This window comes from Rhizobium sp. SVR5-9E, assembly GCF_056755095.1.
In genome coordinates, this window is the sequence record NZ_JBNDHS010000055.1 from 1 (window position 1) to 14,374 (window position 14,374).

The following is a 14,374-nucleotide window of genomic DNA, read 5'->3' on the forward strand; positions in this document are numbered from 1 at the left end:
GGCGGCCAGCCTCCGATCCTTCGAGGCCGCACCCTTCGGGCTCCACACCTCAGGATGAGGCTGGATTGGGCGCGCGGAGAACAGAGACGCTGCAAGCGTAGACTTAGCCAGACGTCATGGCGACATCCGCATTTGACTTGCCAGCAAGGCGCAGACGATCAGCCCTCATCCTGAGGCGCGCAGGCGAAGCCGCAGCCTCGAAGGACGAGGGCGGGTAATGGAGCTTCGGTAGTGGCCAGCCTCCGATCCTTCGAGGCTGCGCCCTTCGGGCTTCGCACCTCAGGATGAGGCTGGAGAAAGCGTCGTCCGCAAACAGTAAGGGCGCCGAAGCGCCCTTACTTATCTTATCCCATCCATCCATTGTGAATTAGCTCATCAGCTGCAACCGCTCGTACTTCCGCAGGTGTCGCACTTCTCGCAGGTGCCGTTGCGCACCATCGTGAAGTTCTGGCACTCGGAGCACATGTTGCCGGTGTAGCCCTGCATGATGGAGCGGGCGCGGCGTTCGGCTTCGACCTTCTTGGCTTCCGTCTTCGCCGATGCAGCGTCGGCTGCGGCCTTGTCGGAGAAGAGGGCGGTTGCCTGGTCTTCGCTGACAAGTTCCTCGCTCACCTCTTCGGCGATCTCTTCGGCCAATTCCTTGGCGCGCTCCTCGTAATCGCGCTTGAAGGCGACGATTTCGGAGGTGGAGATGGCGACGGTCGGTTCCAGCTTGCGGGCGGCAGCGCCTGCGAACGAGGTGACCGTGCCACCTGAAGAGGCGCGGGCGGGGGCGGCGGTGGCCGCACCCTTCGGCTCGCCGACCTGACGGTCGCCGCCGGTGCCGGGAACCAGCGTCGGCTTATAGCCGCGGGTCCAGCCGGTCGAGACGAGGTTCGTCTTGCCTTCCTGGATGCCCTTGCCGAGCGCCGTGTTGGAGAAGTCCGACGTGTCGACATGCGCCAGATCGTGGCGGCCGAGGTAGGAGACGGCGAGTTCGCGGAACACGTAGTCGAGGATCGACGTGGCGTTCTTGATCGCGTCGTTGCCGATGACCATGCCGGCCGGCTCGAACTTGGTGAAGGTGAAGGCCTCCACATATTCTTCGAGCGGCACGCCGTACTGCAGGCCGAGCGAGATGGCGATCGCGAAGTTGTTCATCATCGCCCGGAAGGCCGCACCTTCCTTGTGCATGTCGATGAAGATTTCGCCGAGGCGGCCATCGCCGAATTCGCCGGTGCGCAGGTACACCTTGTGTCCGCCGACGGCGGCCTTCTGGGTATAGCCCTGGCGGCGGTTCGGCAGCTTTTCACGCTCGCGGGTGACGCGTTCGATCACACGCTCGATGATCTTCTCGGTGACGGTGACGGCCTGGGCCGCGACCGGCTGCTGCAGCAGCTCTTCCAGCGCATCCTCGTCGCCTTCCTCCTCGATCAGCGAGGCGTTCAGCGGCTGCGACAGCTTGGAACCGTCGCGGTAAAGCGCGTTCGCCTTGAGGCCGAGCTTCCAGGAGAGCATGTAGGCGCTCTTGCAATCCTCGACGGTGGCATCGTTCGGCATGTTGATCGTCTTGGAGATCGCACCCGAGATGAAGGGCTGGGCAGCCGCCATCATGCGGATGTGGCTCTCGACCGAGAGGTAGCGCTTGCCGATCTTGCCGCAGGGGTTGGCGCAATCGAAGACGGCGAGGTGCTCGTTCTTCAGGAACGGCGCGCCCTCAAGCGTCATCGCACCGCAAACGTGAACGTTTGCCGCTTCGATGTCTTTCTTCGAGAAGCCGAGATGATCGAGCAGGTTGAAGCTCATGTCGGAGAGCTGCTCGTCGGAAACCTTCAGGGTTTCCTTGAGGAAGTCGGTGCCGAGCGTCCACTGGTTGAAGACGAACTTGATGTCGAAGGCACTCTTCAGTGCGCCGTTGACCGCCTCGACCTTCTCGTCGGTGAAGCCCTTGGCCTTCAACGTCGAGGGGTTGATAGCCGGTGCCTGGTTCAGGTTGCCGTGGCCGACAGCGTAAGCTTCGATCTCGGCGATCTGGCTTTCCGAATAGCCCAGCGTGCGGAGAGCCTCCGGAACGGCGCGGTTGATGATCTTGAAGTAGCCGCCGCCGGCAAGCTTCTTGAACTTGACCAGTGCGAAGTCGGGCTCGATGCCGGTCGTGTCGCAGTCCATGACAAGGCCGATCGTGCCGGTCGGTGCGATGACCGAGACCTGCGCATTGCGGTAGCCGTGCTTCTCGCCGAGTTCGATGGCCTTGTCCCAGGCGCACTTGGCATGGGCGGCGAGATCCTGGTCCGGGTTTTCGGAGTGGATCAGCGCAACCGGGTTGACCGACAGCGCTTCGTAGCCGGAGGTCTCGCCGTAGGCGGCGCGGCGATGGTTGCGCATGACGCGCAGCATGCTCTCGCGGTTCGGTGCGAAGTTCGGGAACGGTCCGAGCTCGGCAGCCATTTCGGCTGATGTTGCGTAGCAGATGCCGGTCATGATCGCCGTCAGCGAGCCCGCGATGGCGCGGCCTTCTGCGCTGTCGTAGGGAATGCCGGACGACATCAGCAGGCCGCCGATATTCGCGTAGCCGAGGCCGAGCGTGCGGTATTCGTAGGAGAGTTCGGCGATCCGCTTCGACGGGAACTGCGCCATCATGACCGAGACTTCGAGCACGACGGTCCACAGGCGGACGGCATGTTCGTAGTCGGCGATGTCGATGCGCTTCGTCGCCCTGTCCTTGAACTGCAGCAGGTTCAGCGAGGCGAGGTTGCAGGCCGTGTCGTCGAGGAACATGTATTCCGAGCACGGGTTCGAGCCGCGGATCTGGCCGCCGGCCGGCGAGGTGTGCCAGTCGTTCATCGTCGTGTTGAAGTGCAGGCCGGGGTCCGCCGATGCCCAGGCGGCGTACGAGATCGATTCCCAGAGGTCGCGGGCCTTCAGCGTCTTCATGACCTTGCCGTCCTTGCGGGCGGTCAGGTGCCAGTCGCCGTCGTTTTCGACGGCGCGCAGGAAGTCGTCCTTGATCGAGACGGAGTTGTTGGAGTTCTGGCCGGAAACGGTGAGGTAGGCTTCGCTATCCCAGTCCGTATCGTAGGTCTTGAACTCCATGTCCGTGTAGCCCTGGCGAGCGAACTGGATGACGCGCTGGACGTAGTTCTCCGGAACCTGGTCCTTCTTGGCAGCGCGGATTTCGCGCTTCAGCGCAGGGTTTTTGTTCGGGTCGAAGCAATCGCCGTCATCGCCGCCTTCGCAGTTCACGCAGGCCTTCATGATCGCCTTCAGATGCTTGGCGACGATCTTGGAACCGGTGACGAGGGCGGCAACCTTCTGCTCTTCCTTGACCTTCCAGTTGATGTATTCCTCGATATCCGGATGGTCGATGTCGACGACGACCATCTTGGCGGCGCGGCGCGTCGTGCCGCCCGACTTGATCGCGCCGGCAGCGCGGTCGCCGATCTTCAGGAAGCTCATCAGGCCGGAGGAACGGCCGCCGCCGGACAGCTTTTCGCCTTCGCCGCGCAGCATCGAGAAGTTGGAGCCGGTGCCGGAGCCGTACTTGAAGAGGCGCGCTTCGCGCACCCAGAGGTCCATGATGCCGCCCTCGTTAACGAGGTCGTCTTCGACGGACTGGATGAAGCAGGCATGCGGCTGCGGGTGCTCATAGGCAGACTTCGACTTCACCAGCTTGCCGGTAAAGGGGTCGACATAGAAGTGACCCTGGCCGGGGCCGTCGATGCCGTAGGCCCAGTGCAGGCCGGTGTTGAACCACTGCGGGGAGTTCGGGGCAACACGCTGGGTGGCGAGCATGTAGGCAAGCTCGTCCTTGAAGGCAGAGGCATCTTCTTCGGACGAGAAATAGCCGCCCTTCCAGCCCCAATAGGTCCAGGTGCCGGCAAGACGGTCGAAGACCTGGCGCGCATCGGTTTCCGAGCTATACTGCTCTTCCTTCGGAAGGCTCTTCAACGCGGCTTCGTCGGCAACGGAGCGCCACAGGAAGGAAGGAACGTCGTTTTCCTCAACCTTCTTCAGCTTTGCCGGAACGCCGGCCTTGCGGAAATACTTCTGCGCCAGGATGTCGGCCGCGACCTGGGAGAACTGCGCGGGAACGTCAATGTTCTCCAGGCGGAAAACGATCGAACCGTCGGGGTTCTTGATCTCGCTCGTCGCCTTGCGGAATTCGATCTCCGCGTAAGCGCTTTGACCTGCCTTTGTGAAACGGCGTTCTATGCGCATTTCCTTGAACCTCTATTTGCGCGCCCCCATCCCCTTGACCAAGGCGCAAGTTTCCTCATCCGGCGGCGCCGGAAGATGCGCAGCCAGTTCTCGTTTCCGTATCGTGACAGGAGTGTCATTGCAGAATGACTTCCCTGTATCTTGTGGTGATGGTGGCTGCAAACGCTAAATATAGTATTAACAGCTTCTTATCGCCAGTCCCGGATGTCACTTTTTGAAGAACAAAATCGCGCGCAAAATCCCTCAGGGGCAGGCCCCCGTCATGGATGCAATGCCTTGATTCACGCTTGAGTTTTGAAAAGAACCGGCCTCGTTAATTCCGGTTCAGCTACCGCCGAAACATCGGAAATCATTAAGTGAGAAACAGGTGATTCCGTCAAGGGGTGGTCGTTAAGGAAGCATTCACCACAACATATTGTGGACGGGGCTGTGGAGACTGGGGAAAAGCCTGAAGCGCCTGATCCTCAGGGGTTTTGAGGGTCCCAAGTGCCCAAAAGCGCAGGCGAGAAGAAAAAGTCGACCGAAATCCAAACCTATCAGTTGTATTTCTCGCCTCAATCGGCATTGCGATTCGGAGAGCCCCCAGAAGGCGTCGAGAGCAGCGTGAGGACTTTAATCCGTCCCGGAATGCCGTCTTTCTTGCCTCGGACGGTTGCTCTGTGTGATTCGGGCCACGAACAGGCATCGACCTGTGCCCTGGTAATCGCGCCACACCGTAGATCCGCAAGATTGCCAACTGCCAACCGGCGCAGCATGAGGCTTTGCCGGGATGGCAGGGCAGCGTCAGCGCGGTGCTTTGGCAATCGGCTCCTGGTAGCTGAAGCCCATGTCCCAGGGGAAGTAGATCCAGGTATCCTGGCTGACTTCCGTCACGAAGGTGTCAATCGTCGGCACGCCGAGGGGCTTGGCATAGACGCAGGCGAAATGCGCCTTGGGGAGCATGGCGCGGACCTGCACCGCCGTCTTGCCGGTATCGGTCAGATCGTCGACGACGAGGATTCCTTCGCCGCCATTCTCCTTGAGTTCCGGCGCAATGCCCTTCAGCACCATCATGTCCCCTTGGTTCACATAGTCGTGATAGGAGGCGACGCAGACCGTTTCGATCAGGCGGATGTTGAGTTCCCGGCAGATGATCGCCGCCGGCACCAGTCCGCCACGGGTGATGCAGACGATGCCCTTGAATTCTTTGTTAAGGCCGGCGATGCGCCAGGCAAGCGCGCGGGCATCGCGATGGAACTGATCCCAGGAAACGGGAAAGGCTTTATCGGGGAGGGACATCGAACTGCTCCGCAGGCGTAAAGAGGCAAACCGCCGGCGATCAAACGCAGTCCGTCAAACACAAATCGCGCAGCCTGAACTGCGCGAAAGGAAATGCCGGAGGCAGTCGCCGGTCGCTGCAATTAGCGGGATTTGCATCCAAAACGCAAGTCCCGCCGCTTCGTCAGCGGGAGAGCAGCGTGAGTGCGGTCATCGACTGCAGCACAGCTTTCGTCGTGCCGCCGAAGATCATCTGCCAGAGGCGCGAATGCGTGTAGGCGCCCATGACGAGAAGGTCGATGCTGCTGTCAGAGAGGCGGTTTTCAATCACGCTCGAAGCGCTCTTGTGAGCGCTTTCGGCGACCGCAAGCGTGGCCTTCACGCCGTGGCGGGCAAGGGTTGCGGCGATCTCGGCTCCCGCCAGGCCCGCGGTCTGCATCGCCGTGTCCACAGGGTCGACGGAGAACACTTCGACCTCATCGGCCGCCTTCAGGAACGGCATGGCATCGAATGTCGCGCGTGCGGCCTCTTTCGAGCCGTTCCAGGCGATCATCACCCGTTTGATCGGCTTTGGCTGGCGCATGATGTAGGGGATGATCAGAACCGGGCGGCCGCTTTCGAAGAGGAAACTGTCGATGTCGGCTTGGTTGTCCGACGGCTTCGAAGGATCAGCCTGCGAGGCAATCAAGAGGTCCGCGCTGCGGGCGCTCTCGATCAGCGGGGCCGAACCGTATCCCGCCGCGGTGGCAAAGCTGCGCCATTCGAACGACACGCCCGAAGCCCCGGCTTTCTGGCGAAAGATGCGCTCCACCTCGACGGTCTCGGTGTGGGCCATATCCTGCAGGGCCTGAAGGGCGACCGGATCGGGAATTTCCATCGGCGCAACCAGCGGGACTGCTGAAATGCTTTCGGCATGGAGCCCGATGACGTGAGCGTCGTGTTCGGCGGCAATGGAAAACGCAAAATCGGCGGCAGCGCGGCTGCAGTCGGCCGTATCGAGAATGGTGAGTATGGTTTTGTAAGACATATCAATTCTCCTTGGCGGCTGAAAATAAGCTCCGCAGGCAAGGAATGCGTTCGCTGCCGGAACGGTTCCGGGCGAGGGTAATCCCTGCGTGAACGGCTCAAGCTTCTGCGGAATGGTTTTCCGAAATCTCCCTGGCTTTGCGAATGTCCTCGATCATGGCGTGAACTTCGGCGCCTGCGGCGTCCACGGTTGCCTGCGACCGGCCGCGCACGACGATTTCCGTTGAAAATTTCTGGCCGATGTAGCGCGGATAAGAGCCGATGCTGGTTTCCGGATGGGCCTTTTGAATGGCGGCGAGCGGCATGCCGATCTCGCCCTCCGCATAGGGAGAGGCGATGGCGAGCGAGAGCATGCGCGTTCCGGTGCGAAGCGTCGGCAGAACATTGTCGACCATTGCCTGGAACACTTGCGGCACGCCGGCCATCACGTAGACGTTGCCGATGACGAAGCCCGGCGCAGTCGAGACGGGATTGGCGATGTGTGCGGCACCGCGCGGCATGCGCGCCATGCGCTGGCGGGCTTCGGTGAATTCTATCTCGCGGCGCTTGTACATGTCACCGAGCAGTGTCATTGCCGCCGCATCATGCTCGCAGGGCACTCCGAAAGCCTTGGAGACCGCATCCGCGGTGATGTCGTCATGCGTCGGGCCGATGCCGCCCGACGTGAAGACGTAATCATATTTGCTTCGCAGAGCATTCAAGGCATCGGCGATCGCCTGTTCGTCGTCGGCGACGATACGCACCTCTTTGAGATCGATGCCGGACAGCAGAAGCATATCCGCCAGATGGCCAATATTCTTGTCCTTGGTCCGGCCGGACAAGAGTTCGTCGCCGATGGCGAGCATGGCGGCGGTGACGAGGGTTTCATTGCTCATGAAAGATTTCCAATAGTGGGGCTTCGCTAAAGGTAGCGCCCTTTTTCGGGGTTGCAAACGGCGGCACTCCGTCGCGCAAGGCGCAATGGAAACGACAAGTGAATTTTCGTCTACATCGAGTGAACACTGAGTTACTCCCGAACGGGTTATGCTGGCAGGAGCGCACTGCTAAAACCCCGCCCGTCACCAGTTCAAGCCCATGTCTCAAGGGAGTTCATTATGGCGAAGGTTCTCGTTCTCTATTATTCCGCGTATGGCCACATCGAAACAATGGCATATGCCGTTGCGGAAGGTGCCAGATCGGCCGGTGCCGAGGTTACTGTCAAGCGCGTTCCGGAACTGGTGCCGGAAGAAGTCGCCAAGGCTTCCCACTTCAAGCTTGATCAAGCTGCTCCGATCGCTACCCCGGAAGAGCTTAGCGACTACGATGCGATCATCGTGGGCGCCGGCACGCGTTTCGGCACCGTTGCATCGCAGATGCGCAACTTCTGGGACCAGACGGGTGGCCTCTGGTTCGCCGGCAAGCTCGTCGGCAAGGTAGGCTCGGTATTCACCTCGTCCGCCACGCAGCATGGCGGCCAGGAGTCGACCATCCTCGGCTTCATCCCGACGTTCCTGCACCAGGGCATGGTCGTCGCCGGTCTTCCCTATGCCTTCCAGGGCCAGATGGGCGTGGATGAGATCAAGGGCGGCTCGCCCTACGGCGCCTCGACGATCACGAACGGAGACGGCTCGCGTCAGCCTTCGGCAATCGAACTCGAGGGCGCAAAGTATCAGGGCGCGCACGTTGCAAAGCTCGCCGCAAAGCTCGCCGGCTAAAACCTACGCACGACAGAGAAACGGCGCGGTTTATTGCCGCGCCGTTTCTTGTTCAAAGCAGGCATGGCCGGCTAGTGGATCGCCATGGACGTCGCGGCATTGATCCTGGTTGTATCCGGCCCGTTGTAGGTATCGATCAACCGTGAAGCGATCTCCTCGATTGTCCTGTGTCCGTCGTTGTAGAGATCAATGGCGGCGCTGCATAGCACTTGGGTTCTCGTATCGTTCACCGACGCCCCATAGTGTCGGTACCACGCCTGAACTGCCCCAGACAGCATCTTGAAATCGGCTTCGCGTATTGGTCTGCAGGAAGTGAACATCCGAAACCCCTCTAACCTGTACAGGCAGGGGGCATAGTATTCGGGTTATATAAGCGGTCAATGATGTAATCGCGCTACGTCCGTTTTCGTACCTTGGACGCTCACCTCGCAACATCATGCCTGCCGATTCACGGACATCCAGGAACACTTGTGGCGTAGAGAAGTTTTCCCTCATCAAGCGCGGAAGCCAAGAGGAGGACACCGTGGCCGTAGTTCTGATCGGCGCAGCCCTCGTGATCTGCGGAACATTCCTCCTGTTCCGGGAGGCACTCGGCCGGCGCCCGCTCAGCGATCCGCACCGAACTTCCTTTACCGACACCAAGCGGACATTGGAGCCGAGCGGACAGGGGCTTCGCTTTCTGGGAGTGACGAGAAACTGGCTGGGTCTGGGTTTGGCAGCGGCCGGAGCGGCGCTGTTGATCTTGGCGGCTTACATGTAGCACGCGCACCGGTCCGATACCGTACTAGTACCTTTGGGCGGGTTTGCGGTGGTTGCGTTATCTGGCATTCTGCTACTGGGACACACAGAGATCGTGGGTCCACCTGCCGCAGGGTTTTGAAGGTCCCCGCGGCACGAGGTGCGACAGGGCTCGCTTTCCAACCCTTCGGCGAGCCCTCGTCGTGCCTTAGCTACTGCTCCCTGCGCCATGCCGACCTTCGCTCCCTTATGCGCCGGTAACCTCAACAGGCGTCTTCATGATGATTTCACGATGCGGGTAGGGGATGGAAATACCCGCTGCCTTGAACGCGTCCCACAAAGCCATGAGGACTTCGCCGCGAACGTTCGTCAGTCCGTTGCTCGGATCGGAGATCCAGAATCTCAGCTTGAAATCGAGCGATGATGCACCAAACCCTATCATCCAGCAGACTGGCTTGGCGTAGGTGCTGGCAACGCGGGGAATGGTTTGCGCGGCCTCGATCGCGATGCGGACAACCTCGTGCGGATCGCTGTCATATGAAGTTCCGAAGCTCACTTCGATGCGGACATACTCACTGGAGAACGACCAGTTCACGACCTGCTGAGAAATGAAGTCTTCGTTCGGAATGAGATACTCCTTGCCATCTCTGGTGATGACCGAGACGAAGCGGGAGCGCAGGTCACGGATCGAGCCGAAAGTCTCCCCCAGCGTAATCGTGTCGCCTGGTTTGATGGATTTATCGAGCAGGATGATGATTCCGGAGATGAAGTTGGAGACGACCTTCTGCAGGCCAAAACCGATGCCGACGCCGACTGCACCCGAAAAGATCGTGAGTGCCGTCAAGTCGATGCCTGTTGCAGATAGGGCAATTGCGCCCGCAACGACGATCAGCCCTATCTTGATCAATTTGCTGATGAGGACCTTCAAGGATGGTGTGAGATCCGCGGATTTTTGTATCCAGTTGGAGGACATGTTGCCGATCAGCACCGCGAGCCAGATCATCGCGACAGAAAGGACGATGGCCTTCACGACAAGCAACATCGACAACCGAACCGCACCGAGATTGACGGCGACGCCATCGAGGGCTGCCAGAAGCGCGCCGTCGAGCCCAAGCGCGTAAAGTGCAAAGTAGAGCCAGCCGACGGCGGCAACCACCCGCGCCAGAGTTTGATTTCTGATGATGCGCGTGAGCACCGATATGACGAACCACGCCACCGCCAGCGTAAGTGCTGTCGACACGAGCCACCGGTGCGAGGGCCATGCAAATCGCAGCAGGACCACATCCGCAATTGCAAGCCACACAATGAGAAAGAGCCAGCGAAGCCGCCGCATGAACGCGATGATGACGCGCAGCAGGTCCGGATTGCCCTTGATCGTACGGGCGCGGGATTCCACTGCCGGCTCTATCCGTTTGGCCAAGAAACCGGAAAGCAGGTAACCGACGAGGATCAGGGCGGACTGATAGAGCGTCCACTCGTTCAGAAGGAAAGTCTGCAGCCAGGATCGGGCAGCGTTGACCGCCTCTACGAAATCCATCGTCTTTCTCGTCGTCGTTCTCCGGGATAACCGGCAGGGGCGGGATTTTGTTCAAAATCGCGAGATCGAATCGCCTTGGCGGAACGAGATTTCCCCTCGAATCGATTGGCGCGAGGTCCGGCGGATGCAGATGCTTTTAGTTTCTGCCTGGCGTAGCACGCGGCGCTACGCTCTGTTTATTTGGTGCGGGCGACGGGAATCGAACCCGTACAGCCAAAGGCCGAGGGATTTTAAGTCCCTTGCGTCTACCAGTTTCGCCACGCCCGCATGCCTTTTCCCTTCAAGCACTTGGGCGATTCAGTCAAGCAGATGTTTTGCAACTCTCAGGAAGGTCTATCCCTGAGCAGGTACCGTTTTGATCCTCTGCCTAGTCTGCAGACGCCGGTAGACGGCGCGGCCGGCGAGAATCCCGAGCGTGGCTCCGGCGGCTTTGACAACCACATCGTGCAGACGCGCATGACGTGTCGGCGACAGGTATTGCAACGATTCGATCGCAAGCGCACCGAAGATCAAGAAGAGTGCGACGAGCTTCCACTGCCGCGGATAGGCGATTGCGAAGACGAAGCCCGCGACGACATAGGCAAGCGCGCGGTCGCCATCGACGGTCGTGATCGTATGCGGCCTGAGCTCGATCGGCGAAACGGTAACGAAAATGATGGCCGCAAGCAGCAGCCAGGCGAGCGGTCGAAGGAGACGTGAAATCATCATACTGTCACGTTTAGCAACATTGCCAGGCAAGCGCACCGGGCAACGGCGATAAACCGCCGTAACGCTTAAAAAAGCCCTCCGTGGGGCCAGGAACCGAAAGGGCGCTGAATCGGCTTCTTTTGCCAGCCGACCTATGCCATAGCGGTGTCCGGATAAGGAATGCACCGATGACCATTACACGACAGGATGTAGAGCGCGCTGAAGAAGCGGTGCGCAGCCTCTTTCCCGCGACACCGCTGCAGCTCAACGACCATCTTTCGGCCCGCTATGGCGCTGAAATCTGGCTGAAGCGGGAAGACCTGTCGCCTGTCCGTTCCTACAAGATTCGCGGCGCCTTCAACTTCTTCCGCAAGGCGATCGCAGAAGGCGGCGGCGAGCGCGTCTTCGTCTGCGCTTCGGCGGGCAATCATGCGCAGGGCTTTGCCTATGTCTGCCGTCACTTCGGGGTGCAGGGCGTTGTCTTCATGCCGGTGACCACACCGCAGCAGAAGATCGACAAGACCCGCATCTTCGGCGCGGAGTTCATCACCATCAAGCTCTATGGCGACTTCTTCGATCAGTGCTACCAGGCCGCGCGCGACCATGCGGAAGCTGCCGGAGGCGTCATGGTCCCGCCGTTCGACCATGAGGACATCATCGAAGGACAGGCGACGGTCGCCGCCGAGATCATGCAGCAGCTGCCGGAGGGCAGGGTGCCCGACATGCTGATCATGCCGGTCGGCGGCGGCGGACTTGCCGCGGGGATCACCGGCTATCTTGCTGGCTCGCTGCCGAAATCCGCATTCGTGTTTACCGAGCCGGCGGGCGCGCCAAGTCTCAGGCGGAGCATGGAGGCGGGCGAGGTGGTCACCCTCCAGAAAGTCGACAATTTCGTCGATGGCGCAGCCGTCGGCCGAATCGGAGACCTCAATTTCGCGGCCCTGAAGGGTTTTTCCTCGCAGCAGGTCATGCTGATGCCGGAAAATGCGATCTGCGTGACGATCTCGGAAATGCTGAATGTCGAAGGCGTCGTACTGGAGCCTGCAGGGGCGCTGTCGCTGACTGCCCTTGCCGCGATGGATCCGCAGACCCTCCGCGGCAAGACCATCGTTGCCATCGTCTCCGGCGGCAATTTCGACTTCGAACGGCTGCCTGATGTCAAGGAGCGCGCCATGCGCTACGCCGGTCTGAAGAAATATTTCATCCTGCGGATGCCTCAGCGTCCGGGCGCACTTCGCGATTTCCTCAATCTGCTGGGTCCGGACGACGATATCGCCCGCTTCGAATATCTCAAGAAGACGGCGCGCAACTTCGGTTCGGTCCTGATCGGCATCGAAACCACGGCACCGGAGAACTTCGCGACGCTGATTGCGAATTTTGAAAAGGCGGGCTTGGGCTTCGAGGACATCACCGAGAACGAGATCCTCGCCAACCTCATCATTTGACTTTGCGGGCGGCTGCGGCCCGTGCTAAATGCGATATATGGCTTCGATCTTTTCCAGTATTGTCTCGATCTTTTCCGGCGGCAAATCCGCCGAAGACAGCGCAGCGCCTAAGGGCGAACCGCAGCTTTATGGCGATTGCGCCATCTATGCCGAGCCGCGGAAGGAAGGCAGCCAGTTCCGCTTGGCGGGCCGCATCGAAAAGACGGTCGGCGACGAGGTTCTGGTGCGCAATTTCATCCGCGCCGACGTGTTTTCCTCTTCAGACGATGCGATCGAGTGCACCGTGCGCAAGGCACAGCAGATCATCGATCAGCACGGCCCGTCGCTTTTCGGCGACGGCGAAAAGGAGCGTCAGGTTTAGCCTGACGCTGAAATGCTCTTCCTCGGAATGCCATCGGCGAGTGGCTGCAGCACGGGATGCGCGTCGTCCTGATGCACCCCTAGTTTCACGACGACTGCCGGACCTGACCGTTTCTTAACCCTATCGCGCTATGCAGATCTGGTTAGAGAGCGGAAGGCGTGATGGCAATTCTCAACCTCGGTCTCATTGTGCTGCAAGCCCTCGGCTATTTCACGCTGATGGTGACCTTGCTGCATTTCCGCCATCGGCTTGGCCTTGGCGTCTTCATGACGGCGCTCGGCGTCATGCATTTTCTCGAGACGTACCTCGCCGCCGTTTTCTATGTGTCACTACCCTTCGGCGTCGCATCGCCGGGATCGTCGGTGTTCTTCGCTGGCAAGTTGATGATGATCCTGATGCTTTATCTTCAGGAGGACGCCTCGACGGTCCGGCAGCCGATCTACGGCCTGTTCATCGGCAATCTCCTGACAGTCGCGATCGCTTGGATTCTGCAGCTGCATCAGACCGTCGAAGTTTCGCCCGGCAACGGCGCCGATTTCGCTTTCCTGAACGAAATGGGCTGGCTGATGGTCTGGGGCACGACGCTGCTCTATCTCGATGCGCTCGGCATCATCCTGCTTTATGAGCGCCTCGGCCGCTGGATCAGACGGAATGTGATTTTTCGTTTCATGATCTGCGGCCTTGTCTTGCTGACGTTTGACCAGATCGGCTTCTTCGGCGCCTTGCACCTTTTCCTCGACGTGCCGCTCGCAGCGTTCTGGGGCGGCTGGATCGCGAAGATGTTCGCGATCTTCGTCTACACCGCACTCTTTGCTGTCTACGAGGTTTATATTCGCCGAAAGGCTATTTCAGGTGCGCCGCGCTCCCTCAGCGACCTGTTCGGCGATCTGACCTTCCGCGAGCGGTACAATGATCTTCTCGAACGGACGGGCAGGGACATTTTGACGGGCGTTTACGACCGCTCACGCATGGAGTTGGAAGCGCCGGTGATGGTGCGTGAAGCGTTGCGTCAGGGGCACTTCGTAACCGTCATCATCATCGACGCCGACCATTTCAAGGACGTCAACGATAACTTCGGCCACCTGCAGGGCGACGAGGTGCTGAAGGCAATCACGTCCCGGCTTGGAACGATCCTGCGTTCTGCAGACAGGGTGTTCCGCTTCGGCGGTGAAGAATTCGTCGCTATTTGCCCGGGTACGAGCCACCAAGAGGGGCTGCTGGTCGCCGAACGCCTCAGATGGGCGATCGCGACGAGCGTCAGGACGCCGGACGCGCAGTCCGTCACTGTCAGCATCGGCGTTGCAACGGCGGACGAGGATGGCGTGAGCTTTACAACCGTTCTCTCCGCGGCGGATGAACGGCTCTATCAGGCGAAGAAAAGCGGCCGCAACTGCGTTGTCGGCCGCTCGGGTCTCGTCAAGGTCGGCTGAGG

General features: G+C 60.2%; 12 protein-coding genes and 1 tRNA gene. 5 read left to right on the plus strand and 8 right to left on the minus strand.

Translation table 11 applies throughout. The annotated features are described in order from the left end of the window. Positions 1 to 375 precede the first annotated feature (375 nt). The 4 genes from ACPYOJ_RS22140 to ACPYOJ_RS22155 form a co-directional block, all read right to left on the minus strand. Positions 376 to 4,197: a vitamin B12-dependent ribonucleotide reductase gene (locus ACPYOJ_RS22140; RefSeq protein ID WP_481418162.1), complete on the minus strand. Its 3,822-nt coding sequence runs from the start codon at positions 4,195 to 4,197 to the stop codon at positions 376 to 378. A gap of 783 nt (positions 4,198 to 4,980) precedes the next feature. Continuing rightward, positions 4,981 to 5,475 carry a xanthine phosphoribosyltransferase gene (gene gpt, locus ACPYOJ_RS22145; protein ID WP_168829399.1) on the minus strand — a complete coding sequence of 165 codons (495 nt, stop codon included), beginning with the start codon at positions 5,473 to 5,475 and terminating at the stop codon, positions 4,981 to 4,983. 163 nt (positions 5,476 to 5,638) lie between these two features. Continuing rightward, a complete protein-coding gene (locus ACPYOJ_RS22150) occupies positions 5,639 to 6,481 on the minus strand; it encodes a universal stress protein (RefSeq protein ID WP_481418163.1) in 843 nt (280 codons plus the stop codon). A gap of 97 nt (positions 6,482 to 6,578) precedes the next feature. Next, positions 6,579 to 7,355 (minus strand): competence/damage-inducible protein A, encoded by a 777-nt coding sequence (locus tag ACPYOJ_RS22155; RefSeq protein ID WP_481418164.1) that lies wholly within the window; start codon positions 7,353 to 7,355, stop codon positions 6,579 to 6,581. 219 nt (positions 7,356 to 7,574) lie between these two features. Here ACPYOJ_RS22155 and wrbA point away from each other — a divergent pair, with 219 nt between their 5' ends. After that, positions 7,575 to 8,174 carry an NAD(P)H:quinone oxidoreductase type IV gene (gene wrbA / locus ACPYOJ_RS22160; protein WP_481418165.1) on the plus strand — a complete coding sequence of 200 codons (600 nt, stop codon included), beginning with the start codon at positions 7,575 to 7,577 and terminating at the stop codon, positions 8,172 to 8,174. A 71-nt stretch (positions 8,175 to 8,245) separates the two neighbouring features. Here the strand turns inward: wrbA and ACPYOJ_RS22165 are convergent, their stop codons facing one another. Continuing rightward, on the minus strand, positions 8,246 to 8,404 hold the full coding sequence (locus ACPYOJ_RS22165; protein ID WP_312862106.1) for a hypothetical protein: 159 nt from the start codon (positions 8,402 to 8,404) through the stop codon (positions 8,246 to 8,248). A gap of 293 nt (positions 8,405 to 8,697) precedes the next feature. On the opposite strand from ACPYOJ_RS22165, the gene ACPYOJ_RS22170 reads away from it, so the two are divergent. Continuing rightward, positions 8,698 to 8,934, plus strand: a complete 237-nt coding sequence (locus ACPYOJ_RS22170; RefSeq protein WP_481418166.1) for a hypothetical protein — start codon at positions 8,698 to 8,700, stop codon at positions 8,932 to 8,934. Positions 8,935 to 9,159: 225 nt separating this feature from the next. Here ACPYOJ_RS22170 and ACPYOJ_RS22175 read toward each other — a convergent pair whose 3' ends face one another. The 3 genes from ACPYOJ_RS22175 to ACPYOJ_RS22185 form a co-directional block, all read right to left on the minus strand. Beyond that, the gene (locus tag ACPYOJ_RS22175) at positions 9,160 to 10,449 is read right to left on the minus strand and encodes a mechanosensitive ion channel family protein (RefSeq protein WP_481418167.1); all 1,290 of its coding nucleotides are present in this window, start codon (positions 10,447 to 10,449) and stop codon (positions 9,160 to 9,162) included. A 181-nt stretch (positions 10,450 to 10,630) separates the two neighbouring features. Next, positions 10,631 to 10,716 (minus strand) — tRNA-Leu (locus tag ACPYOJ_RS22180). A 66-nt stretch (positions 10,717 to 10,782) separates the two neighbouring features. Beyond that, positions 10,783 to 11,157, minus strand: coding sequence for a VanZ family protein (locus ACPYOJ_RS22185; RefSeq protein ID WP_481418168.1), 375 nt, complete (start codon positions 11,155 to 11,157; stop codon positions 10,783 to 10,785). Positions 11,158 to 11,330: 173 nt separating this feature from the next. On the opposite strand from ACPYOJ_RS22185, the gene ilvA reads away from it, so the two are divergent. The 3 genes from ilvA to ACPYOJ_RS22200 all read left to right on the plus strand — a co-directional run bounded on the left by ilvA (position 11,331) and on the right by ACPYOJ_RS22200 (position 14,372). Next, positions 11,331 to 12,581, plus strand: a complete 1,251-nt coding sequence (gene ilvA, locus ACPYOJ_RS22190; protein WP_481418203.1) for a threonine ammonia-lyase — start codon at positions 11,331 to 11,333, stop codon at positions 12,579 to 12,581. 37 nt (positions 12,582 to 12,618) lie between these two features. Beyond that, on the plus strand, positions 12,619 to 12,942 hold the full coding sequence (locus tag ACPYOJ_RS22195) for an HlyU family transcriptional regulator (RefSeq protein ID WP_168829407.1): 324 nt from the start codon (positions 12,619 to 12,621) through the stop codon (positions 12,940 to 12,942). A gap of 158 nt (positions 12,943 to 13,100) precedes the next feature. Next, entirely contained in the window at positions 13,101 to 14,372 is a 1,272-nt protein-coding gene (locus tag ACPYOJ_RS22200) for a GGDEF domain-containing protein (RefSeq protein ID WP_481418169.1), read from the plus strand. Positions 14,373 to 14,374: the final 2 nt, after the last annotated feature.

Bases quoted from the DNA above. Each gene is read 5' to 3' on its own strand.
- ACPYOJ_RS22150 (WP_481418163.1), bottom strand. From the start codon at position 6,481: ATGTCTTACAAAACCATACTCACCATTCTCGATACGGCCGACTGCAGC.
- ACPYOJ_RS22195 (WP_168829407.1), top strand. From the start codon at position 12,619: ATGGCTTCGATCTTTTCCAGTATTGTCTCGATCTTTTCCGGCGGCAAA.
- wrbA (WP_481418165.1), top strand. From the start codon at position 7,575: ATGGCGAAGGTTCTCGTTCTCTATTATTCCGCGTATGGCCACATCGAA.
- ACPYOJ_RS22175 (WP_481418167.1), bottom strand. From the start codon at position 10,449: ATGGATTTCGTAGAGGCGGTCAACGCTGCCCGATCCTGGCTGCAGACT.
- gpt (WP_168829399.1), bottom strand. From the start codon at position 5,475: ATGTCCCTCCCCGATAAAGCCTTTCCCGTTTCCTGGGATCAGTTCCAT.
- ACPYOJ_RS22140 (WP_481418162.1), bottom strand. From the start codon at position 4,197: ATGCGCATAGAACGCCGTTTCACAAAGGCAGGTCAAAGCGCTTACGCG.
- ACPYOJ_RS22155 (WP_481418164.1), bottom strand. From the start codon at position 7,355: ATGAGCAATGAAACCCTCGTCACCGCCGCCATGCTCGCCATCGGCGAC.
- ACPYOJ_RS22185 (WP_481418168.1), bottom strand. From the start codon at position 11,157: ATGATGATTTCACGTCTCCTTCGACCGCTCGCCTGGCTGCTGCTTGCG.